Here is a 21,875-nt window from a genome sequence, read left to right as displayed (position 1 = left end):
TATTGGAGTTTAAAAATATGGAAATAAGTATTGAAGAGTTAGAAAATAATACTTCTGTTATAAGATTAGTAGGAGATATTGATGTTTATACTTCTTCAGATTTAAAAGATGCTATAAACTCACAAATAGACTTCGGGGCAAAAAGAATAATTATAGATATGGAAGATGTATATTATATAGACAGCAGCGGAATAGGAGTTTTTGTATTTGCAATCGGCTCTTTTAAAAAGGTAAACGGCAAAATAGGAATAGTAAAAATTACAGAAAATGTAAGAAAAGTTTTTGAATTAACAAAAATAATAAGCTTCTTTCCTATATTTATGACAGTATCAGATGCTATAGAAAAGTTGTAAAATAATTCTTGATTTTTTATTTAATAGTTATACAATTAATATCAAATTATATTTATAAAATTATAGTAAAGAAAAGAAGTTATGAATAGATTAATTTTTATTAGAAATGTTTTTATAATGTTTTTAATTTGTTTCAGTATTTTTTCAAATGGTGAAGTATTTGCAGCAGAAAGCATTAATGACTATATTATGGAAGAGATAGGAGATAACACAGAACATCCTTTCTTCTCAATCCCTATAAAATTAGGACATTATATAGATTTCGACTTTAAAATAACAAAACATATTATTTTAGTAACAGTAGCAGGTATTTTATCAATACTAAGTATGAAATATTTGGCTCATAAATTAAAAAGACCATTTAATAAGCCAACATATTTACAAAACCTATTAGAAATTATAATAGATTATATGAATAAAGACGTTATAGGGGCAGCTTTAGGTGAAGAAGGCAAAAAATATGTACCTTTTTGTTTAACTGTATTTTTATTCGTATTATTTTCTAATCTTTTAGGACTTTTACCAGCCTTAATAAAACTACCTACAGAAGATGGACATTATGCTTATTTGGCAGGCGGTTTAGGAGCTAATATTGGTTTTACAGGTGCTATTGCTTTATTAGTATTTGTTGTCTACATATTCGCAGGAATAAGAAAGAAAGGAATAATAAAATATTGGATAAAATTAGTACCAAAAGGTCTTCCAATACCTCTAATACCTATAATATGGGTTTTAGAGTTTATAACTTTGTTTAATAGAGCATTTGCTTTAACTATTCGTTTATTTGCGAACATCACAGGCGGACACATAATGATGATAGTAATACCTTATCTTATCATTATGTCTGGAACTTTATTGGTATCACCTTTTGCGGTATTATTTTTAAGTTTTATATATGTACTTGAGATGTTTGTCGCTGTTTTACAAGCTTATATATTCTCATTGTTGTCGGCGGTTTATATACAGATTGCCATTAGCGATGAGCATTAATTATAAATTAAATTATATTTTTTAATAAAAAGGAGTAAAAAAATGGAATTTGCTATAATAGGAGCTACTATAGGAGCAGGACTTGCAGCTATTGGAGTTGGTTTGGGTATAGGTTTTATAGGTTCAAGAGCGGTAGAAGGTATTGCTAGACAGCCTGAGGCTTCTGGTAAGATACAAACAGCGATGCTTATTTCTGCTGCTTTAATAGAAGGTGTTGGTTTATTTGCTTTAGTTATATGTATTTTAGCTTTATTTACCAGATAACATTTAATAATACTGATTATAATAAAAGATAAATGGGGGTAAATACCTATGGCACTTTTAAAGATAGATCCGGGTATTATTATATGGACTTGGATAACGTTTTTACTAGTTCTTGCTGTACTTGGAGCTTCTACTTGGAAGATAATTCTTAAAGGCTTGAATGCACGTGCAGATAAGATACAAGAGGACTTGGAAGAGGCAGAAAAAACTAGGGAAAATGCTAAAAAATCTTTGGCTGCATACAGAGAGCAGATTGATAATGCTAAGGCAGAGGCTAGTTCTATAATAGAAAATGCTAGGATTGAGGCTAATAGGGTTAGAGATAAAATTATTGGCAATGCTCGTGAAGAGGCTGAATCTCATAGAAGTAAAATACTCTCTGAAATTGACAGAGCTAAAGATGAAGCTATGGGAAATGTACGAAAACAGGCGGTAGACATTGCTGTTGTTATGGCTGAAACTATATTAAAAAGAAATATAGATAAAAATGATAATCAAGCTTTGATAAATGAGTTTGTGAATAATTTTGAAAAAGATAACAATAAATAAAAAATATGTATCTCTAATAAAGATAGGGCTTTGTTAAAATGAACAGTAATGATGAAAAATTATTAACACCAGCCGCTAGTGCTATATTTAATATAGCTAAAGATGCTGGTTTAATAAATGAAATATATAAAGAACTTAAAGAATGCTCTAAATTATTTGAAGATGAAGAGATAAAAAAATATTTTGATGATAAAAAAATAGATAAAAGAGAAAAGGTAAAACTTGTAGAAAAGAAATTAAAACCAATATTTTCTAAGGAGATTTTTTCTTTTGTCAATTTACTTATAGAAAATGAGCTTATAGATGAATTAGCTAATATAGTAGATATTTATGGTGCAATGTTTGATGAATATAATAATACTGTGAGAGTAAAGATTATAGCTTCTTGCAGCATAAATGAAGATACTATAAAACAAATAATAGACACTATAAAATCATTTTCTGATAAAAAAATAGAATATACTATAGAGATAGATGATAGCTTAATTGGCGGTATAATAGTTAATATTGGCAATACGGTTTATGATTATAGTATAAAGAATCAAATAAATATGATGAAAAATAGATTTGTTTAATAATTATTAGTTTATAGAGGAGAATATGGATCCTATAGCTGCTGAAATTTTTACAAATTTAAAAACTGAAATATTCCATGAGGTTCAGAAAGAAAAAACCGCTAGATTTAAGCGAATAGTAAAAAATGAGGCAAGTGCTAAAAACTATGCTAAGGCTATGTTTGATGCGGCTAATGAATTAAAAAAAATAGATATTATTAAAAAAGATTTTGATGTTATTTATTCATCTTTATTTGAAGATAAGGATACTTTTTCTTTTTTCACTTCAAATTTTATAGATGGCAATGTAAGAGTTGATGTTATTAGAAGGGTGTATGAGAACAAAATATCTCATGAGACTCTTAATTTGTTATCTATATTGGTAGAGAAAGATTTATTTAATATTTTACCTGCTATAATAGTAGAATATGAAAACTTATGTAATGAGTTTTATGATATACTCTCTGTGAGAATTACTATTGCTAAAGAGTTAGAAGGCATTGAAGAATTGAAAAAAGATATTATAAAAATGGTTAATAAGAATGTTCATTTTTATATTGATATTAATGAATCTATTATAGGCGGTATTATAGTAGAGATAGAAGATATTATATATGATTATAGTATGAAGAGGCTTTTAAATAGTGTAAAAGATTCTCTTCTTGCAGAATAATTGAAAAATAATTGCAGAATAATTTTTGCGAATAATTTTTAAGGAAACGTTTTATGAATATAAAAGCTAATGAAATTGCTGCTTTACTTAAAGAGGAGATAAAAAATTATAAAGCAGATTTTGCTCCTAATGAGGTTGGTGTAGTAGTAGAGGTTGGTGATGGTATAGCAAGGATAGTTGGACTTCCGCATATTATGGCTAATGAGATGATTAAATTTGAATGCGGTGCTATAGGAATAGCTTTTAACTTGGAAGAAGAGACTATTGGTGCTATTGTTTTAGGTGATTATGTTGGCATAAAAGAAGGAAGTAAGGTTAGCAGATTAAAAAGAATATTAGAAGTTCCTGTTGGAGAAGAGCTTTTAGGAAGAGTTGTTAATCCTTTGGGGGTTCCTTTAGACGGTAAGGGTGATATTACTACAAGCAAAAGAAGAGTAATAGAATATCCTGCTCCGGGAATTGCAGATAGACAGGCTGTAAAACAACCGCTTCAAACTGGTATAAAAGCAATAGACTCTATGACTCCAATAGGAAGAGGACAAAGACAGCTTATTATTGGAGACAGAAGCACTGGTAAAACTTCCATTGCTCTTGATACAATTATCAATCAAAAAGATACTGGTGTTATATGTGTATATGTAGCTATAGGTCAAAAAGCTTCTACTGTTGCAGGTGTTGTTGAAACTTTAAGACAGCATGGTGCTTTAGATTATACTATAGTGGTTGCAGCTACTGCTTCAGATTCTGCTCCGCTATTATATATTGCTCCTTATGCTGGTTGTGCGATGGCAGAATATTTTATGTATGAGGAGAAAAAAGACACTCTCATAATATACGATGACTTATCTAAACAGGCTAATGCATACAGACAAATATCACTTCTTCTTAGAAGACCTCCCGGAAGAGAAGCTTTCCCCGGCGATGTATTTTATTTGCATTCAAGATTATTAGAAAGAGCTTCAAAATTGAGCGATGAATTGGGGGCTGGTTCTTTAACTGCATTACCTATCATTGAAACTCAAGATAATGAAGTATCTGCATACATTCCTACAAACGTAATATCAATTACTGACGGACAGATATATTTGCTTCCAAGTTTATTTATGAGCGGTGTTCGTCCTGCTATTGATGTTGGTATATCGGTTTCTCGTGTAGGCGGTAATGCTCAAACTAAGGCTATGAAAAAGGTTGCTGGTACTTTGAGACTTGATTTGGCATCATATAGGTCTCTTGAGGCTTTCTCTCAGCTTGGTATAGGTCTTGATAAGGCTACTTTGGCTCAATTAGACAGAGGTGCTAAAATGGTTGAGCTTCTAAAACAAAAACAATACAGCCCAATACCTATGGAAGAGCAAGTTGTTATATTATTTGCCGCTACAAAGGGCTTTTTGGATAATGTGGAATTAGAAAGAGTACCTGAGTTTGAATGGAGACTTCTTCAATATATGAAGGCTGATAAGCAGTATATATTAGACAGCATAAAAGAAAAGAAAGATATTGAAAACGTTGATGAACTTAGCAGCATCATAGAAGAGTTTAAGGCTAAATTCTAATAATGAATAAAAATTGTATTTTAATCTTGGCACATAAAAATCATAATCAGATAATGAGGTTAATTAATCATCTTAAAACTGATTTTGATTTATATGTGCATATAGATAAAAGAAATAAATTAAACATAAAAAGCTTTGATAATGTAAAAGTTTATAATAAATTCAAAACTTATCATGGCGATATTAGTTTAGTTATAGCTACTTTATTCTTAATAAAAGAAGCTTACAAAAATAATTATGATAGATATATCTTTATCAGCGGTCAAGATCTACCTCTAAAAACAAATAAAGAGATTATTGACTTCTTTTATACAAACAAAAATAAAGAATATATATCATACGAAAATATTAAAAATAATGAATCTATGTATAAAGAGATGTCTTTTAGATTAAATTCATATAACTTTGGAAAACTATATAGACTAATTTTACATAGAAATATAAGAGAGTTATTATCCAACTTTCCGCTTATAAAACGCATTACTCCAGAAAACATTTATTATGGCTCTCAGTGGTGGAATTTAACAAATAATGCTATTAAATATATATTAGATTATACAGAAAAAAATCCTAGCTTTCTTAAAAGATTTAATTATACTTGGGGAAGTGATGAATTTTATTTTCAGTCTATACTTATTAATAGCGAGTTTAAAAATAATTGCGTGAATGATTGTTTAAGATACCTTATATGGAATGGAGGTACTCCATTTAATTTACAAATGAAAGATTATGATAATATAAAAAATAATATTAATAATAATTTATTCGCACGTAAATTTGATGAGAATATTGACAACAATATAATAGATAAGCTATATAAAGATTTAGAGGTAAAATGATATGGCAGAGAAACTTAATGTATTAAAAGCAAGAATTAAAGCTGTAACAAGCACACATAAAATTACTAAAACTATGGATATGATAGCTCGCTCTAAAACTGCTAAAATACTTACAGTAGAGCAAGGCATGAGACCTTATACTCAAAAATTAAACAGAATAGTAGAAGAGCTTTCACATTCAGATATGGATCATTTACATCCGCTGCTCTCTCCAAAAAAAACAATAAAAAATATTATATTATTTGTAATAACATCAAGCAGAGGATTATGCGGTTCTTATAATACAAAAATATTAGATGAAGCAATGGAGAGAATTAGACACCACTACAGACATGGAAGAACTGTTGAACTTCACGTATTGGGTAAAAAGGGTGAAGTATACTTTGAAAAGCAAAATATACCTATATCTCGTAAATATCCGCGTATAGATGAAGAGTCTACTTTTGATGATTGTGCTACTGTTGTACAGCGTTTCATGCATGATTATGTTGTAGACAATGCTTCTAGAGTGGAAGTTATATATACAAGATATTATACAAGAGTGGTTCATATTCCTAAAATTAAAAGCTTAATACCTATGATTCCAGATGAAGAAGATATTGAGGGAAGAAAAATAAAAAAACAGCTTGATTATTTGATAGAGCCCAATATTGATGATGTATTAAAAGAGGTTGTTCCATTAGCTATAAAGACTTATTTTTACTTTATGATTACTAGTTCTTTTTTGTCAGAGAATGCTGAGAGAGCTATTGCCATGAGAAATGCTACTGATAATGCCGAAAGACTTTTAGAAGACTTGAAAAATAAAGCTAATAGAGCTAGACAAGAACATATTACTAATGAACTTCTTGATATTATAGGCGGTTCTGAGGCTATTAATTAAGTATATTATATAAAGTTTTTAGTAATATATTATTTGTTTTACTGTCTGATATGGTAATTCTTAAAAAATCTTTTAATACGCTGCTATCTTCATAGCTTTTTACAAAAATACTGTTCTTTTTAAGCTCGTCATATATATATTTAGAGCTTTTATTTGGGTGTTTTATAAGAAGGAAATTTGCTTTTGACGGCAGCACTAAAAAACCTTCTTTACTTAAAGAACTCTCCATTTTATCTCTTTCTAACACTATAGAACTTACATTTTTCAAAACTGTTTCTTTATCATTAATTGAAGATATAGCTATTTTTTCTGATAATTTATTTATGCCATATTTTTGTCTTATGTTAGAAAACTTTTCTATATTAATTTTATTTGATATTAAAAAGTTTATATTAAGTGCTGAGAGTGAATGAGAATGAGCTATTGATGATATTATTATTAAATTATCGTATTTATCTATTAACCTCAAAGCACTATTCCAAGCAAAACTTATATAGGACTCATCTATTACATATATATTATTATTGTTTATATATTTTTCTATATTTTCTATAAAAAGTCCCGTTTCTGCATTTGGGTTGCTTGTTATTATTATGCTTTTCTTTATACTATTAAAAGCATCCAAATCTATATTATAATCTTCTTTTGCTTTTATAATTTCAAAATCAATTTTTGAATATTCTAAAATGTTTTTATATAAATCCCTATAAGGCTCTTGAAGAAATATTTTTTTATTTTCAAATGAATTTAGCACACAGTAAAAAGCTTCATACATTCCATTAACAGATATAATATTATCTTTGTCAATGTTAAGATTATTTGCCATAGCTAAATCTAATTCTTTAGCACTATAATCTGGAAAAAGCCTAAAAGATTCTATATCAAAACTCTCAAGTTCTTTTATAATATTTTTTGAAGGTTTGTATGGGTTTTCATTTTTATCTAAATAAATTTCTTTTTTTTCTTTTTTCATAAGAGCTATTATATATTAAAAGACATATAAAAACAAATTAGTTTAGTAAATATTATCTTTTATATTTGGAAGTAAATCATATATTGAATTAGAAATAGTAGATTCAAAATACTCTTTTATTTCAAATATTTTTTTCCATCTTAATGCACTTTGCGGAAAGGTTCCATATCTTAAAGCAACATCCACAAATCTTTTTTCTAATATACAAAAACCATCAGGCAAAGCTAAACTATCGCATAATTGAATAAGCAAATCATAATCATCATATTGAACATTATTTAGAAACTTTTTAATAAAATTATAATCCTCATCGCTCATATCAAAAGCAGCTATTGCACTATTAATATCTTTTATCATAAAAGCATGACTTATACATATTTGAGCCATCTTCTCCCAACCATAACTAATACAATATTTATATCCATCAATTAAATGCCTCTCAGCACTTATGCCAGTATACCTTCCTATATCATGTAATAAACCAAATATATACGCATCATCTTCATTAAGTTTTTTATTAGAAGAGCTTTTTTTATTATATTCGCTTACTATAATTTTAGCAGCCTTTGCCACATATCTTGAATGATTAGCCCAAGGAGTTGGATTTAATTTATAAGCCTTATTTAATTCATACTCGGCTCTATCTAAATCTAATATTTCCATAAAGTGTTTTAAATAGAATGTTTTATATAAAATTTAATAAATAAAAAAGCGAGCTAAAAATTAATAGCCCGCTTATTTATAAAAAATTAATTATTTATTAGAAGAATTATTTTTGCTTGTTGTATCCATTCCAGATATACTATAACGCATCTCAGTATCAGCCATAATATTTTTCATGTTATAATAATCTAATACTCCAATATTACCATTTTTCAAAGCCTCAGCAATAGCAAGCGGTAACTGACTCTCAGCCTCAACAACTTTAGCTTTCATCTCTTCAACTTGAGCTTTCATCTCTTGTTCACGTGCAATAGCCATAACGCGTCTCTCTTCAGCCTTAGCCTGAGCAATTTTCTTATCTGCCTCAGCTTGGTCAATTTGAAGAACAGCACCAATATTGCTTCCAACATCCACATCAGCAATATCTATAGAAAGTATCTCAAAAGCAGTACCAGAATCAAGCCCCTTAGCAGAAACAACCTGAGATATTCTATCAGGATTTTCTAATACCTCTTTATGTGTAGCAGCACTACCAATAGTAGTAACAATACCCTCACCTACTCTCGCAATAATAGTCTCTTCTCCAGCACCTCCAACAAGTCTGTTAATGTTTGTTCTAACAGTAACCCTTGCAGTAGCTTTTACCTGTATACCGTCTTTAGCAACAGCAGCAATTAATGGTGTAGCTATAACTCTTGGAGAAACTGATGTTCTTATAGCATCAACTAAATCTCTACCAGCTAAGTCTATAGCAGCAGCCCTCTCAAAGCTTAAATCTAATGAAGCTTTATCAGCAGCAATCAAAGCATCAGCAACAGCAGTAGGATTACCTCCAGCTAAATAATGTGCCTCAAGTTCATTGCTGTTTATTTTTAAGCCTGCCTTCCATAACTTAATTTGATTCAATACTATTAAAGAAGGATTAACTCTCCTCAAACGCATAGTAAGCAAAGTAATTATACTAATTCTCACCCCAGAAAATAAAGCAGTAACCCATAAACCTAATGGGAAAAACCTAAAGAAAATAATTAAAAATATTACTATAATTACTATTCCAACAAACATAGGTGCCACTCCAGCCCCCCAAAATAAATCAAACATCATAATCTCCTTAATTTTTATTTTTTATATTTTAATTATGAACATAAGTTCCTATATTTTCGCCCTTAATAGCTCTTGTAATATTGCCCATCTTATTCATATTAAACACCCTTATAGGCATATTATTATCATTAGCCATAGCAAAAGCAGTCATGTCCATAACGCGTAAATTCTGATTAATAGCCTCTTTAAAAGTAATATCATTATACATAACAGCATCTTTATTAGTTTTAGGATCTTTATTGTAAACTCCATCAACATTAGTACCCTTTAATACAATAGATGCCCCAATCTCTAAAGCTCTCAATATAGAAGTGCTGTCTGTAGTAAAGTAAGGGTTAGATGTACCTCCTGCTATTATAAGCACATTACCTCTCTCTAATATACGAATAGCCTTATCTCTTTCAAAGCCCTCTATCATGCCTTCAATATTAAAAGCAGAAAGTATTTGTGTAGGAGTGCCAGCAGCCATAAATCTGTCTTTTAAAGCAATGGCATTCATTATAGTTGCAAGCATACCCATAGAATCTGCTGTAGCTCTCACCATACCTGTTTTGTTAGAAAGCTGCATTCCTCTAAATATGTTGCCTCCTCCCACAACAACAGCTATTTGAGTATTGTTTCCAGCCTCTTTCATTTCCATAGCTATTCTGTCTACAACATTATTATCTATGCCATAATCCTTTTCTCCAAGCAAAGCTTCACCTGATATCTTAAGAAGCACAGTTTGTTTCATAATACAATTTCCTCTTTTTGTATTTAAATTTATATGATTATACTTTATTTTTTTTCTATTATCAAGCAAAAAAGTTATTATAATTCAGGAGCATGATCGCCCTTATATTCTCCGTCTGGGTGTTTGGTGCATTTTAATGAAGTAAGAAGTCTTATAGTTTTATACTGATAGCCGCAATATTTACAGGTATACATCTCTTTCTCTGTGCCTTCATAAAGTTTATGCCTATTTAAATAAGGACCTTCGGGAGCCTTTTCACATCTTTGAGATAATAATTCATCTAAATTTCTAAAAGTTAAACCGCATCTTTCACAATAGAGAGTCTGCTTATTTCTAGACATAGATAAAATAAAAAAAACAGACAATATAAATAATAATAATAATTTTGTGTTCATAAATTATTCTGATAAAATATCTTTATATTTAGAATCCTTAAACTCAATACAAGGCTTTGAGCTTAGCATATGTATAGCAGTTATGAGTGAATAGCTAATCCAAGCCTTTTTCTCATCTGGCTTTGAGGAAGAGGATTCATTTTTTTTAAGAAGCTCATTTAATGACTTTGCTATATCATCAATATGCTCTTCAAAAAACTCCTCACACTCATCACAAGTGTCCATTGTAGCCTGCCCTGCAACATCATCTATTTTCTTGCCGCACCATACACAATTAACTGCCATTATATGCACTCTCCTATTATATTATAAAAGAATAATACTTAATATTACCCTCAACATCCATAGCCTCTATAGTAATAGATGATATATTTTCATCTTCTATAGTGATAGTAAAACTCTCATTCATAGAATCTAACACTCCATCATCTGGAACTATATATAACCACTCATTGTTAATAGTAGAATATCTTACAGTTTTTAAGAATGATAGTTTGTCTGATAATTTAAATGTAATTTTTCTTATATTTCCTTCAGAAACAGAATTAAAATCAAGCAACTGAGGAGGTTCATTATCATATTTTATATTAAATACCTCAAGAGATTTTGTTTTAATATCTCCCACAGGATTATCATATTTATCGCTAGCAGTTATTTTAAAATCATAAACTCCAGAAGGAAGCAAATAAGACTTAAACTTATAATATTGATTTTCTATATTATCAGCAATAAGCTTATAATTTTGTTCACCCTTTAATCTATATTCTAAAGTATATGATAGTTTATCTCCATTAGGGTCAGTCCCCTTCCAATATACCATAGCCTCATTTTCTTCTAATTGAGGAGTTTTATTTTCAGAAGAATCATTTTGCTGTCTGTAATATGTAGCCAAACCTCCATTAATAACATCAGGAGCTAAATTATTTTCTACATAAGTAAAATCCATAGAGCTTAATATAGGGCTTATCTCTGGATTTGTAGTTTTCATTGTAACTTTATATTGTAAAAATCTTCCGTCAGGAGCTTCTATTTTGCCACTATTGTTTGCAACAGGCTTAAACTCGCTCCAAGTCTCATCAACTCTAGCAACATTTCCGCTTCTAATTTCTATAGTAACGCTAGAACCCTCAGGAGTAGTAGTTACAGCATTTAAACTTCCAAATTTGCTAAGCACTCTCAAATCTAAAGTATCGCTTGTGAAACTACCTTCTGTTGGGTATTCGTTGTCCATTTTGTATATTTCACCAGTCTTTGATATTGCAAAATAAAGTCCATCATCTGTAGCAGCAAAGGTTGATAATATCTTATTTCTTAAGCCGCCTATATATGATAATAAGCCGTCATTTCCATTGATTCTATAAACATCAGCAGAATCGCCTGTAACAAAATATATATTATTGTTGTTGTCGCTGCTCATAGCAAATACTAATGTTTGATTTAAGAAGAAAAGTCTTTGAACTGTGCCGTTTGTATCTGCTTTATATAGAGAGTTTCTAAACTCTTTATCACTGTCTTCTACTGTTTTGCCGCTGTCTATTATAGAAGGAAGTATTAAATATGATGGCTCTCTTGTAGCTGTACCAAAATATAAATTGCCTATATTATCCATAGTGATGGCATATACTTCGTTTTGTGCTGTGTCATAAAGCACATTATATGAAGGGTTTTCAACATTTGTAGATAAATCAATATATAATACTAAGCCCCTTCCAGCAGTGCCTACATATAATCTATTTTGTTTTTTATCATAATATAATGACATAGCATGCTGTTCTTCTGTTTTTAATATTTCAGTAATCTCTCCATCAGCAGCAGACACTTTTAATACTCTTGCATTGTTTCCGCCTGTAGCTAAATATAAGTTGCCGTTAGCATCAAACTTCATATCCCATATATAAGTGTCATCAACATTTTGAGCCCAAATCTCTTGACCACTATTATCATATTTCATAATTCTAGCATAAGGTCCAACTGCCGCATAAACATTGCCCGCATCATCACTAATTACAGCAGTAAAAGCATTGTCATTGTCAGATTTTATAAAAAGGCTGAAATTAGTTTCATTAGCATTTTTTTTATATAATTCAGCACCGCTTCCGCTTATAGCAGCATACATACTGCCGTCTTTAGCAGGATAGATTTTCCATATATATTTGCCGTCTATAGAACTTTCTTTCTCTATTAGAGGAGCTAAACTTAAAGAACCCTGCTCTGTAAGCATTATTCCATTATAAAGTCCATTATCATAAAAACCCTTTTTTGTGCTGGCATAATTTCTTGTTACAACAGCAAAAACGTTAGAAGATGATAATATTAGTATAGTTTGCAGTATAAAAATTATCTTAGCGATTTTCATATTTTTTAGCCCCTTCAATTATTATATCTATTTTTATTAAACCAAGTATAGAATATGGCATATCATAATTTCCATTTATATCTGTAATGACAGCAGCCTTATCTGATGTAGCATCCTTTGCCATTACACCATATTTAGACATAGGAAGCGTTGGATAAGAATACTCCCCTATCTGAACCCCCCTCGATGATGAATACAGCCAAACCTTTAATGCCTTATCATCATAAGACTCATTATAATATTTCATCACATCATCTAAACTTCTAATTTTATATTTATTCGGCATAAACAATTTTTGTGCATAAGCATATATATATTCATTGGCAGCATATATAGAATAAACATCAGTGCTTAGATTAACAGGCAATTTTACAGGTATATCTACATAAGTTTTCTCTTTTCCGTAAGGAGTAACACCAACTCTTAAATGTATAGTCTCTCCTGCCACTGCTCTAGGCTCTAACAATGTAATATCATTAATAAAACCATATTCTAAATTGCTTCTCTTTACAGATAATTTTATAGATTTTATAGCCACCCTATTAAAATTATTGTATATAAAGAAATCTACAGGAGCTACAAGCTGATTAATAGCCTCTCTAAAAGCATCTTTTGAAGAATAAGAGAGTATTCTCTCTTCTATTTTATAAGGCTCATCAAAATAATCAGTTTCAATCTCATAGCTTATACTAAATACCCCTTCTTCTTCTGTTCCAGCAGTAGAGCTAATAGCCTCATATATAGCCATAGAAAGAAGCTGAGAGAAATATGTAGGGTCATTTAATACTCTTAAATTAAAATCTCTGTTTAAGAAATTCTGGTCTTCAACTTTAAGACTAACAGGTATCATAGTATCTTCAGGCACTTCGCCATATACACCAGACACCCCAAAAGTGCCGTCATAAACAGTATAACCCAAATAATTAGAATAAGCAGCACCTATCTTAAAAGAAGAAGCAACAGATGCCACTATATGATTAATATAAGCCCTAGAAACAGGAGCCCTCAAATGCCCCTTGCCCCACATAGAGTGCCCAAAAAGCAAAAACTTCTCATCATCAGTATGCGAAACAGTACCAACTCCAGCTATAGATAAATCTCCATCAACCAAAACTATAGCAACAGAATCCCCAAACAAAAACTTGCTGCTTTGATTAGTGTCAGATACAGTTCCGCCAGCCTGCATAGGGTAAAAACCCATCTCTTTAAACTTTGAAGAATATTCATTAAAAGAATCAGAATTAAAGCCCGAAAACATTAAAGGAGTCTGCAAAGCATTTCCGCTCTTTAATCCTGTAGGTCTCACATTAGTGTCATTATATAATTTATACATCTCTTCTATAGGAGTAACCCCTGCAATAGGGTCTTTAGAATAATTCCATCCAAAAGCCAAAGCACCGGCTATTTTGCCATCAAAATATATAGGTGAACCGCTCATTCCTGCAACCGTTCCAGAATGCTCTAAATTAAGTCCCTCTAACTGTATAAGTATAGCATCGCTTCCGTTCCACATCTTTTTTAATACAGATATTACCGTTACTTTAAATGGCTCTACATTTGTGCCGTGTATTACAGTGTAGCCTACTCCTTCCATACCCTCTTTTATTTCACTCATAGGTATTACCTCTGGATTATCTGGAGGCATAGGCGGAAGCTTCTCTTCTTCTTGTGCGAATAATAAATTAAATGATAGTATAAAAATTATAATTGCTATTTTTTTCATAATGTCCATATCTAATTTGAATTTTATAAATAATAATAACCTATATTTTACATAATAATAAAAAATTATATAATAGTTTTTTATTTTATACAAACACTTTTAAACATAATAAAACTGCTTGACTTATTATAAATGTTGTTTATCATTATAGCATTAAAAAATTATATTTTAATATAAAACCAATAATTTTTTATAAAGCTTTTATATTAGGAGTAAAATTATGGCAAGAGTAAAATTTGTAGAATATGAAGAAGCACAAGGCAAAGTAAAGGATGCTTTTGATTATCATATCAAAAAAAGCGGAAGTGTAACAAATATGAAAAAAGCACTTCTTAATGATTATGTTACTTATGACACTATGATGGGTTGGTATACTTCATATGACAGACTCGTTGAAGTTGTAGGAGAGAGAGCTGCTATGATATTAGCACATTCAGTTTCTACTACTAACGGCTGTATATTATGTTCATTATTTTTTATAAGAGATTTGAAAGCTATAGGCGATGACCCTAAAAATCTTAAACTTACTGAAAAAGAAGAGTTATTATCAGAATTAGGTAAACAAATGGTAAAAGACCCTAATGGTGTTACTGATGAGTTTATGGCTAAATTAAAAAAATATTTCAACGACCAAGAAATAGTTGTTATAGTAGGCTTTGTATCTTGGATGATAGCTTATAATATTTTTAACTCTACACTTGAAATAGATTTAGATGAATCTTTAATACCTATAAAAGGCGAGTTTGAAAAAGAAACTTGGAGAGCTAAGAACAATTAATTTTATTTTTTGAAATTAAATAACAAGAGCTTTTATTAATAACTCTTGTTATTTTTTTGTATAATTTTAAGTTTGTGTTTTTTTTGTTGTTCTTTTTCCCGCATCAAAAAGAACCAAAAAGTGCAAGTTAAAAACAATATCAAAATAATTATACTTTATATGGAAGATAAATTATTAGAGTTGAATATAGCTTTACATACAGTTATAGGAAAAACTCTAAATTTATTTTTTATAAAATATAGTTATTTATATATAACTTTTTTAAAAAATACTTTTGGAAATACTAATGGTAAGCATAATCATCACAACAAGAAACTCTGAAAACTTTATTGCAGATTGCATAAATGCTGTAAAAAACTCTAATTATAAAGACATAGAAATAATATTAGTAGACAATAATTCATCCGACAGAACCGTAGAAATAGCAAAAGAGTTAGGGGCAAAAACTTTTATTAAAGGCCCAGAACGCTCTGCTCAAAGAAACTATGGTGCTGAAATGTCGTCTGGTGAAATAATAGGCTTTTTAGATGTTGATATGACTTTATCAGAAAATGTTATATCAGAATGCTTAGAAGTTTTTAATAGCAACAAAAATATTCAGGCTTTATACATACCAGAAAAAATATATGGCAACACTTTTTTTAATAAAGTAAGAAATTTCGAACGCTCTTTTTATGATGCCACTGTAATAGACGGTGTTCGTTTTTTTAGAAGAGAGGCTTTTATAAAAATAGGTGGATTCGATTCAAACTTAAATAGTGCTGAAGATTGGGATATTGACAGACGCATAAAACAAATGGGAGATGTTGATATAATAAAATCTCCCCTATATCATCATGAAAATCATACTCTTAAACAATATATAATAAAAAAAAGCTACTATGCTTCAAACTTTAATAATTATTTTGAAAAATGGGGATATGATGAAATCACCAAAAAGCAGTTTGGATTATTTTATAGATATTTTGGAGTATATATAGAAAAAGGCAAATGGAAAAAATTACTATCTCACCCTATTTATACAATATCTATGTATTTTTTAAGATTTCTAATTGGAATAGTTTATATATTATCAAAATTTAACATATCAAAAAAAGAAAATATATATAAAAATAAATAATATAAATATATTTTTACCTAAATTAAATTATTAGGTTATATAAGTATAACTAAAAGATAAGTAATTATTCATTATTATCAGACTCCTAACACTATTATGAAGGGCTTGTGATTTTTTCACAGGCCCATTTTTTTACATCATCTTTTACTAATTTTTATAATATTTTTTATAGCATTTTTCACATTATTTTTATATAATATTTTACTATTTTTATTATTATATGTTTATATAAATAGCACAAAAGTCATTTGTTGCACTCTTAAGATATATATACAAACCCATTACTTTCACTCTATAGGTTCTCTATAGAGTGTTTTTTTTATTTAAAATATAAAAAATAAGAACTTTATATAAAATTTTATTTTGAAAAAGTAAGCTCTTCAAAAGAAGCCATATCCAAAAGCTCATAATGATATCCCTGCTCTGTAAGAAATAATTGTCTCTTATGAGAGAAATCTTCTTCTTTTGTGTCGCTTGTAATAACCGAAAAGAAATAACTTTTGTTTTCACCTTTTTTAGGACGAAGAACACGCCCTAACCTTTGAGCTTCTTCCTGTCTAGAGCCGAAAGTACCAGATATTTGTATTAATACATTAGCATCGGGCAAATCAACCGCCAAATTAGCTACTTTACTTACTATAAGTATTTTTATCTCGCCAGACTTAAACTTTTTATAAATCTCATCTCTTTCAGCCTGAGGAGTTTTACCTGTAATAATGGTATATCCAGTCTGTCTTTTCATTTCATTAAGCTGATTTAAATACTGCCCTATAATAAGTATATTTTTACCTTCAAGTTTTTTTATAATTTTTTTTACTATTTCATATTTAAGTATATTTTCACTAGCAATTCTAAACTTCACTTTATCGCTTGACACCACATAATCAGCTCTCTGTGTATTATCTAAAGGTATTCTCAAATCATAACAATAAGCCTCAGCAATAAACTTCTTCTCTTCAAGCTCCCTCCAAGGCATATCAAACTTCTTAGGACCAATTAAACAAAATACATCTTTTTCAAGCCCATCTTCACGCACCAAAGTAGCAGTAAGCCCAAGCCTTCTCATACTCTGAATTTCACTGGTAAGCTTTATTATAGGAGCAGGAAGCAAATGAACCTCATCATATATTATAAGCCCCCAATTATGCTTAAAAAATAATTCAAAATGCACAAAAGGAGATTCTTTGTCTTTTCTATATGTAAGTATTTTGTATGTGGCTATTGTGATAGGTTTTATTTCTTTGTTGAGTCCGTTATATTCGCCAATATCCTCTTTTGGTATATCTGTTTTATCTAATATCTCATCTCTCCACTGCCTGCAAGCTGTAACACCTGTAACTATTATAAGAGTTTTTGTCTGCATCTTACTCATAGCAGCTATTCCTACAACCGTCTTACCAGTACCGCAAGGCAAAGCTATAACACCAGCACCACCCTCAGGACGTCCATTTGCATAAAAGGCATCTATTGCATTTAATTGATACTCCCTCAAAGAAAAATCTTCCCCATTAGATAAAAGCTTATTACGTAAATTAAAATGATACTCTTCTCCTGTTTTATACCCCGCTAAATCTTCTACAGGATATCCTATATTTATGAGAGCTAATTTTATATGCCCTCTGTAAATTGGGTCTATCTCTATTTTATTATCATTAACTTCTCTTTTAATATATTTTACCATTGCCTTATAATGCAATACTTCTTCTATAATAGTTTCATCATCGCTTACAAGATAATATTTATCATCATCTTCTTTAATAATCTTTATTTTTCCATATTTTGATATACTGCTTTCTATTTGTTTTACAATGTTTTTTGGTATATCATAAGAAGAATATTTCTTTAAAAAATCTATTATAGACTCGGCACTATAATTTAAGCTAGCAGCATTCCATAATGATACTAATGTAATTCTATATGTGTGAATATATTCAGGACTCTTTACAAGCTCAGCAAATACAAGCAAAAAATTTCTTATTTCTTCAAAATGCTCTGTACTTACATCCAATAAAATAGTGCCATCGCCCTGAACTATGATAGGAGCATTATTATTCAATGTTTTTTCCTTAAAAATTAATAAAAAATTAATAAAAAATTAATAAAAAATTAATAAAAAATTAATATATATTGTTTTCTATAAGAGTAATAGTTTCATTAAATATATTAAAATATTCTGTATTATTAGTGTTATTATTTACCCAAGTTCTTAATACATTAATAGCTTTAGTTTTATCATTTTGTTTTCTATATACATCAGATAAAGTTAAAGTTGCTTGAGGAGTTAAATAACTTTTAGGATATGCTTTAGTAAAGTTTTCTAAAACAGCAGCAGCCTCTGCATAATTAGTTTGTTCTATTAATACATTAGCCAAATTGTATGAAGCGGCAGGCTGCAAATAAAAGCCTCTAGAGTTTGCCACTTCCTGATAATATTTTTTAGCTTCGTTATAGTTAGCAACATCAAAATAAAGCCCGCCCAAAGTAAAAGCTGCTCTAAGTTTTAGAGTTTTTCCTTTAGCTTCATTATAAGTTTTTTGAACTCTTGTAGTAATATCTACTATTAAAGCGGGGTTGTTTAATTGTTCCTGAGGAATATTTGCTGTTTGATACATACCGTATAATGCCAAAGCTTCTTCAAAATTTGCTGCTGTTTCTTTATCAGCATTTTCTATATTCATATTATAAATTAAAATACCAGCTATAATTGCTATTATCAACACAAAACCAGATATAAAAATTATTCTATTGTTATATACATAAGTAAATATTAATTCCGCATTTTTTTGAAGTTTAGATGTAGTAGTATTTTCAGACATAATATCCTCTTATTAATTTCATTATTTTTAGTATTTAATTATAATAGTAAAAGCGAAAAAATCAAGTATTTATTTTCAATATTTATTATAGTTATTATTCTATAATTTGCTAATATTTATCTTTTTTTGTGATAAAGGTATCGTTAAAACAAAATATCATTTGACATATAAAAAAATATTGATAATATTATATTATATCAAAAAAATTGGAGTTTTTACATATGAAGGATAAACTTTTTGGAGTATTGCAAAGAGTAGGAAGGTCATTCATGCTTCCTATAGCTGTGCTTCCTGTAGCAGGGCTCTTTTTGGGTATAGGCAGCTCTCTTACAAACACAACTATGCTTGAAACTTATAATCTCATGGGGATTTTAGGTCCGGGCACTATTGCTTATGATATATTATCAGTATTAAGTGAGGCTGGTAATATTATATTTGGAAACTTGCCTATAATATTTGCTATGAGTGTAGCTATTGGTATGGCAAAGAAAGAAAAAGAGGTTGCTGCTTTATCTGGAGCTATAGCATTTTTTGTAATGCATGCTTCTATTGGTAAGATGATAACAGTTATGGGGGGAGCTGATAAATTATTAGCTGGTTCTACTACTAATGTTGTTGGTATATTATCACTTCAGATGGGTGTATTTGGAGGTATTATAGTAGGATTAGGAGTAGCTGCTTTACATAACAGATTCTATACTATAGAGCTTCCTCAAGTATTATCATTTTTCGGCGGTACAAGATTTGTGCCTATAATATCTGCTATTACTTTCTTGGTAGTGGGTATATTAATGTATTTTGTATGGCCTCCTATACAGGTTGTAATGAATAAACTCGGAGATTTAATAGCTGGTTCTGGTTATGTGGGTACTTTATTCTATGGTATCATAGAAAGAGCATTAATACCTTTCGGTCTTCACCACGTATTCTATACACCTTTATGGCAAACTTCACTTGGCGGTACTATGGTTATAGACGGTACATTAGTAGAAGGTGCACAAAATATATTCTTTGCTCAGTTAGGCTCTCCTACTACAACTGCATTCAGTGTTGATGCTACTCGTTTTATGACTGGTAAATTCCCATTCATGATATTTGGTTTACCGGGTGCTGCTTTGGCAATGTATAAGACTTCTAGACCAGAGAAAAAACAAGTTGTAGGTGCTTTACTTTTCTCTGCTGCTCTAACAGCTATGATTACAGGTATTACTGAGCCTATAGAATTTACATTCCTATTTGTAGCTCCAATATTCTATGCTATACACTGTGTACTTGCTGGTATATCTTTTATGCTTATGCATATACTTCATGTTACAGTTGGTATGACATTCTCTGGCGGTTTAATAGACTTACTATTATTTGGTGTAATACAAGGAAATGCTAAAACTAATTGGATATGGATTGTAGTAGTTGGTGCTGTTTATTTCTTTATTTACTATTTCTTATTCTCTGCTTTGATTAAGAAATTTGATTGGAAAACACCGGGAAGAGAACCAGACAGTGAAGAGCCTAAACTTTATAGAAGAGCGGATGTTGCTGCTGCTAAGGCTGCTGCAAGCGGAGAGAAAGTTGATACAAATCCACTATTCCAATACGAAGAGGCTCCTTTAATAACTGCAGGACTTGGCGGTAAGAAAAACATTAGCGATGTTGATTGCTGTGCTACAAGACTTCGTGTAACAGTATTTGACCCTTCAAAAGTTGTTGATGCTACATTAAAAGCTAGCGGTGCTGCTGGTATAATCAAAAAAGGTAATGGAATACAGGTTATATATGGACCAAAAGTTACAGTAATAAAATCAAGACTTGAAGAGTATTTGAATGACCCTATAAGCGACAATGAAAATAATGCTACTGCTGCTTCTAGTGAAAGCACTGCTGCTAATGAACCTAAAAAGCAAGAATCAGCATCTGCTAGCAGTAATGAACTTGTTGACACTGTTTATGCTCCTATTAAAGGAAGTATTGTTAAACTTGAAGATGTTAAAGACGAAGCATTTTCTTCTGGTGCTATGGGTAAGGGCATTGCTATTGACCCAGCTGAAGGCAAAGTATATGCTCCTTTTGACGGAATAATAGAGACTGCTTTCCCTACAAAACATGCTATTGGGCTTACTTCTGATAAAGGCGTTGAGTTGTTAATCCATATAGGTATGGATACTGTTAAACTCAATGGTGAGCATTTTACTTCTCATATTGAAGATGGTCAGAAAATTAAGAAAGGCGATTTATTATTAGAGTTTAACATTGAGGGAATAAAAGCCGCAGGCTACCCTACAGTTACTCCTGTAATTGTCACTAACTCTGATGATTATGCTAATATAGAGCCAACATCATCTGCTAGTGTAAATGCTTTAGACAAACTCATTGATGTTAAAAAATAATAATTAATAAATAACTATAAAGGGGCTTAATTTTTTTAAGCTCCTTTTTTTATATACTGAAACAAATATATTTTGTTATACAAGTTTTTTGTTCAACTTTTTCCCGCCGCAAAAAGTTGCAAAAAGTGCAAATACTATAGCTAATATTTTTTTTAATATATAAAGCTAAAAT

The 21,875-nt window shown here is 30.1% G+C and carries 22 protein-coding genes; 12 read left to right on the top strand and 10 right to left on the bottom strand.

Features of this window, described 5'->3' with window-relative positions; all coding sequences use genetic code 11:
- Window positions 1–17: 17 nt before the first annotated feature.
- The 9 genes from GQX97_RS09190 to atpG all read left to right on the top strand — a co-directional run bounded on the left by GQX97_RS09190 (window position 18) and on the right by atpG (window position 6,658).
- The gene (locus GQX97_RS09190) at window positions 18–353 is read left to right on the top strand and encodes an STAS domain-containing protein (RefSeq protein WP_157151639.1); all 336 of its coding nucleotides are present in this window, start codon (window positions 18–20) and stop codon (window positions 351–353) included.
- An 81-nt stretch (window positions 354–434) separates the two neighbouring features.
- Window positions 435–1,343 (top strand): F0F1 ATP synthase subunit A, encoded by a 909-nt coding sequence (atpB, locus tag GQX97_RS09185; protein ID WP_157151638.1) that lies wholly within the window; start codon window positions 435–437, stop codon window positions 1,341–1,343.
- A gap of 42 nt (window positions 1,344–1,385) precedes the next feature.
- The gene (gene atpE, locus GQX97_RS09180) at window positions 1,386–1,607 is read left to right on the top strand and encodes an ATP synthase F0 subunit C (RefSeq protein ID WP_157151637.1); all 222 of its coding nucleotides are present in this window, start codon (window positions 1,386–1,388) and stop codon (window positions 1,605–1,607) included.
- 48 nt (window positions 1,608–1,655) lie between these two features.
- Entirely contained in the window at window positions 1,656–2,156 is a 501-nt protein-coding gene (gene atpF / locus GQX97_RS09175) for a F0F1 ATP synthase subunit B (protein WP_147731169.1), read from the top strand.
- Window positions 2,157–2,194: 38 nt separating this feature from the next.
- A complete protein-coding gene (gene atpH, locus GQX97_RS09170) occupies window positions 2,195–2,731 on the top strand; it encodes an ATP synthase F1 subunit delta (protein ID WP_157151636.1) in 537 nt (178 codons plus the stop codon).
- 25 nt (window positions 2,732–2,756) lie between these two features.
- Complete coding sequence (atpH, locus tag GQX97_RS09165; protein WP_157151635.1) at window positions 2,757–3,383, top strand: ATP synthase F1 subunit delta; 627 nt, start codon at window positions 2,757–2,759, stop codon at window positions 3,381–3,383.
- A 53-nt stretch (window positions 3,384–3,436) separates the two neighbouring features.
- Entirely contained in the window at window positions 3,437–4,936 is a 1,500-nt protein-coding gene (gene atpA, locus GQX97_RS09160; protein ID WP_157151634.1) for a F0F1 ATP synthase subunit alpha, read from the top strand.
- Between the two features lie 2 nt (window positions 4,937–4,938).
- Window positions 4,939–5,775 (top strand): beta-1,6-N-acetylglucosaminyltransferase, encoded by an 837-nt coding sequence (locus tag GQX97_RS09155; RefSeq protein WP_157151633.1) that lies wholly within the window; start codon window positions 4,939–4,941, stop codon window positions 5,773–5,775.
- Window position 5,776: 1 nt separating this feature from the next.
- The gene (gene atpG, locus GQX97_RS09150; RefSeq protein ID WP_157151632.1) at window positions 5,777–6,658 is read left to right on the top strand and encodes an ATP synthase F1 subunit gamma; all 882 of its coding nucleotides are present in this window, start codon (window positions 5,777–5,779) and stop codon (window positions 6,656–6,658) included.
- On the opposite strand, the gene GQX97_RS09145 is transcribed toward atpG, so the two are convergent.
- The 8 genes from GQX97_RS09145 to GQX97_RS09110 form a co-directional block, all read right to left on the bottom strand.
- On the bottom strand, window positions 6,651–7,631 hold the full coding sequence (locus GQX97_RS09145) for an aminotransferase class I/II-fold pyridoxal phosphate-dependent enzyme (RefSeq protein WP_157151631.1): 981 nt from the start codon (window positions 7,629–7,631) through the stop codon (window positions 6,651–6,653). The two genes, atpG and GQX97_RS09145, sit on opposite strands and share 8 nt — an antisense overlap.
- A 42-nt stretch (window positions 7,632–7,673) precedes the next feature.
- The gene (locus tag GQX97_RS09140) at window positions 7,674–8,294 is read right to left on the bottom strand and encodes an HD domain-containing protein (RefSeq protein ID WP_157151630.1); all 621 of its coding nucleotides are present in this window, start codon (window positions 8,292–8,294) and stop codon (window positions 7,674–7,676) included.
- A 90-nt stretch (window positions 8,295–8,384) separates the two neighbouring features.
- Window positions 8,385–9,395, bottom strand: a complete 1,011-nt coding sequence (floA, locus tag GQX97_RS09135) for a flotillin-like protein FloA (protein ID WP_157151629.1) — start codon at window positions 9,393–9,395, stop codon at window positions 8,385–8,387.
- A 31-nt stretch (window positions 9,396–9,426) separates the two neighbouring features.
- Entirely contained in the window at window positions 9,427–10,131 is a 705-nt protein-coding gene (pyrH, locus tag GQX97_RS09130) for a UMP kinase (protein ID WP_157151628.1), read from the bottom strand.
- Window positions 10,132–10,208: 77 nt separating this feature from the next.
- Window positions 10,209–10,526 carry a hypothetical protein gene (locus GQX97_RS09125; protein WP_157151627.1) on the bottom strand — a complete coding sequence of 106 codons (318 nt, stop codon included), beginning with the start codon at window positions 10,524–10,526 and terminating at the stop codon, window positions 10,209–10,211.
- 3 nt (window positions 10,527–10,529) lie between these two features.
- Window positions 10,530–10,811, bottom strand: a complete 282-nt coding sequence (locus GQX97_RS09120) for a hypothetical protein (protein ID WP_101503786.1) — start codon at window positions 10,809–10,811, stop codon at window positions 10,530–10,532.
- Between the two features lie 16 nt (window positions 10,812–10,827).
- Window positions 10,828–12,882, bottom strand: a complete 2,055-nt coding sequence (locus tag GQX97_RS09115; protein ID WP_157151626.1) for a sugar-binding protein — start codon at window positions 12,880–12,882, stop codon at window positions 10,828–10,830.
- Window positions 12,869–14,614 carry a SpoIVB peptidase S55 domain-containing protein gene (locus GQX97_RS09110; protein ID WP_157151625.1) on the bottom strand — a complete coding sequence of 582 codons (1,746 nt, stop codon included), beginning with the start codon at window positions 14,612–14,614 and terminating at the stop codon, window positions 12,869–12,871. Before GQX97_RS09110 ends, GQX97_RS09115 begins: the two co-directional genes overlap by 14 nt.
- A gap of 211 nt (window positions 14,615–14,825) precedes the next feature.
- Here GQX97_RS09110 and GQX97_RS09105 point away from each other — a divergent pair, with 211 nt between their 5' ends.
- Together GQX97_RS09105 and GQX97_RS09100 are read left to right on the top strand one after the other, a co-directional pair.
- Window positions 14,826–15,383, top strand: a complete 558-nt coding sequence (locus tag GQX97_RS09105) for a carboxymuconolactone decarboxylase family protein (RefSeq protein WP_157151624.1) — start codon at window positions 14,826–14,828, stop codon at window positions 15,381–15,383.
- Between the two features lie 286 nt (window positions 15,384–15,669).
- Complete coding sequence (locus GQX97_RS09100; protein ID WP_157151623.1) at window positions 15,670–16,503, top strand: glycosyltransferase family 2 protein; 834 nt, start codon at window positions 15,670–15,672, stop codon at window positions 16,501–16,503.
- 358 nt (window positions 16,504–16,861) lie between these two features.
- Here the strand turns inward: GQX97_RS09100 and GQX97_RS09095 are convergent, their stop codons facing one another.
- Together GQX97_RS09095 and GQX97_RS09090 are read right to left on the bottom strand one after the other, a co-directional pair.
- A complete protein-coding gene (locus tag GQX97_RS09095) occupies window positions 16,862–18,559 on the bottom strand; it encodes a DNA repair helicase XPB (protein ID WP_157151622.1) in 1,698 nt (565 codons plus the stop codon).
- Window positions 18,560–18,620: 61 nt separating this feature from the next.
- Window positions 18,621–19,319 (bottom strand): tol-pal system YbgF family protein, encoded by a 699-nt coding sequence (locus tag GQX97_RS09090; protein WP_157151621.1) that lies wholly within the window; start codon window positions 19,317–19,319, stop codon window positions 18,621–18,623.
- 221 nt (window positions 19,320–19,540) lie between these two features.
- Here GQX97_RS09090 and GQX97_RS09085 point away from each other — a divergent pair, with 221 nt between their 5' ends.
- Window positions 19,541–21,703 (top strand): PTS transporter subunit IIABC, encoded by a 2,163-nt coding sequence (locus GQX97_RS09085; protein ID WP_157151620.1) that lies wholly within the window; start codon window positions 19,541–19,543, stop codon window positions 21,701–21,703.
- Window positions 21,704–21,875: the final 172 nt, after the last annotated feature.

The organism is Brachyspira sp. SAP_772 (assembly GCF_009755885.1).
Lineage (GTDB): Bacteria > Spirochaetota > Brachyspiria > Brachyspirales > Brachyspiraceae > Brachyspira.
Note: the sequence above shows the minus strand (reverse complement) of the source record. Positions and strands in the feature narration are given on the sequence as shown.

What these genes read in the sequence shown, in the direction of transcription:
- GQX97_RS09190 (WP_157151639.1), top strand. Translation starts at nt 18, where the DNA reads ATGGAAATAAGTATTGAAGAGTTAGAAAATAATACTTCTGTTATAAGA.
- atpB (WP_157151638.1), top strand. Translation starts at nt 435, where the DNA reads ATGAATAGATTAATTTTTATTAGAAATGTTTTTATAATGTTTTTAATT.
- atpE (WP_157151637.1), top strand. Translation starts at nt 1,386, where the DNA reads ATGGAATTTGCTATAATAGGAGCTACTATAGGAGCAGGACTTGCAGCT.
- atpF (WP_147731169.1), top strand. Translation starts at nt 1,656, where the DNA reads ATGGCACTTTTAAAGATAGATCCGGGTATTATTATATGGACTTGGATA.
- atpH (WP_157151636.1), top strand. Translation starts at nt 2,195, where the DNA reads ATGAACAGTAATGATGAAAAATTATTAACACCAGCCGCTAGTGCTATA.
- atpH (WP_157151635.1), top strand. Translation starts at nt 2,757, where the DNA reads ATGGATCCTATAGCTGCTGAAATTTTTACAAATTTAAAAACTGAAATA.
- atpA (WP_157151634.1), top strand. Translation starts at nt 3,437, where the DNA reads ATGAATATAAAAGCTAATGAAATTGCTGCTTTACTTAAAGAGGAGATA.
- GQX97_RS09155 (WP_157151633.1), top strand. Translation starts at nt 4,939, where the DNA reads ATGAATAAAAATTGTATTTTAATCTTGGCACATAAAAATCATAATCAG.
- atpG (WP_157151632.1), top strand. Translation starts at nt 5,777, where the DNA reads ATGGCAGAGAAACTTAATGTATTAAAAGCAAGAATTAAAGCTGTAACA.
- GQX97_RS09145 (WP_157151631.1), bottom strand. Translation starts at nt 7,631, where the DNA reads ATGAAAAAAGAAAAAAAAGAAATTTATTTAGATAAAAATGAAAACCCA.
- GQX97_RS09140 (WP_157151630.1), bottom strand. Translation starts at nt 8,294, where the DNA reads ATGGAAATATTAGATTTAGATAGAGCCGAGTATGAATTAAATAAGGCT.
- floA (WP_157151629.1), bottom strand. Translation starts at nt 9,395, where the DNA reads ATGTTTGATTTATTTTGGGGGGCTGGAGTGGCACCTATGTTTGTTGGA.
- pyrH (WP_157151628.1), bottom strand. Translation starts at nt 10,131, where the DNA reads ATGAAACAAACTGTGCTTCTTAAGATATCAGGTGAAGCTTTGCTTGGA.
- GQX97_RS09125 (WP_157151627.1), bottom strand. Translation starts at nt 10,526, where the DNA reads ATGAACACAAAATTATTATTATTATTTATATTGTCTGTTTTTTTTATT.
- GQX97_RS09120 (WP_101503786.1), bottom strand. Translation starts at nt 10,811, where the DNA reads ATGGCAGTTAATTGTGTATGGTGCGGCAAGAAAATAGATGATGTTGCA.
- GQX97_RS09115 (WP_157151626.1), bottom strand. Translation starts at nt 12,882, where the DNA reads ATGAAAATCGCTAAGATAATTTTTATACTGCAAACTATACTAATATTA.
- GQX97_RS09110 (WP_157151625.1), bottom strand. Translation starts at nt 14,614, where the DNA reads ATGGACATTATGAAAAAAATAGCAATTATAATTTTTATACTATCATTT.
- GQX97_RS09105 (WP_157151624.1), top strand. Translation starts at nt 14,826, where the DNA reads ATGGCAAGAGTAAAATTTGTAGAATATGAAGAAGCACAAGGCAAAGTA.
- GQX97_RS09100 (WP_157151623.1), top strand. Translation starts at nt 15,670, where the DNA reads ATGGTAAGCATAATCATCACAACAAGAAACTCTGAAAACTTTATTGCA.
- GQX97_RS09090 (WP_157151621.1), bottom strand. Translation starts at nt 19,319, where the DNA reads ATGTCTGAAAATACTACTACATCTAAACTTCAAAAAAATGCGGAATTA.
- GQX97_RS09085 (WP_157151620.1), top strand. Translation starts at nt 19,541, where the DNA reads ATGAAGGATAAACTTTTTGGAGTATTGCAAAGAGTAGGAAGGTCATTC.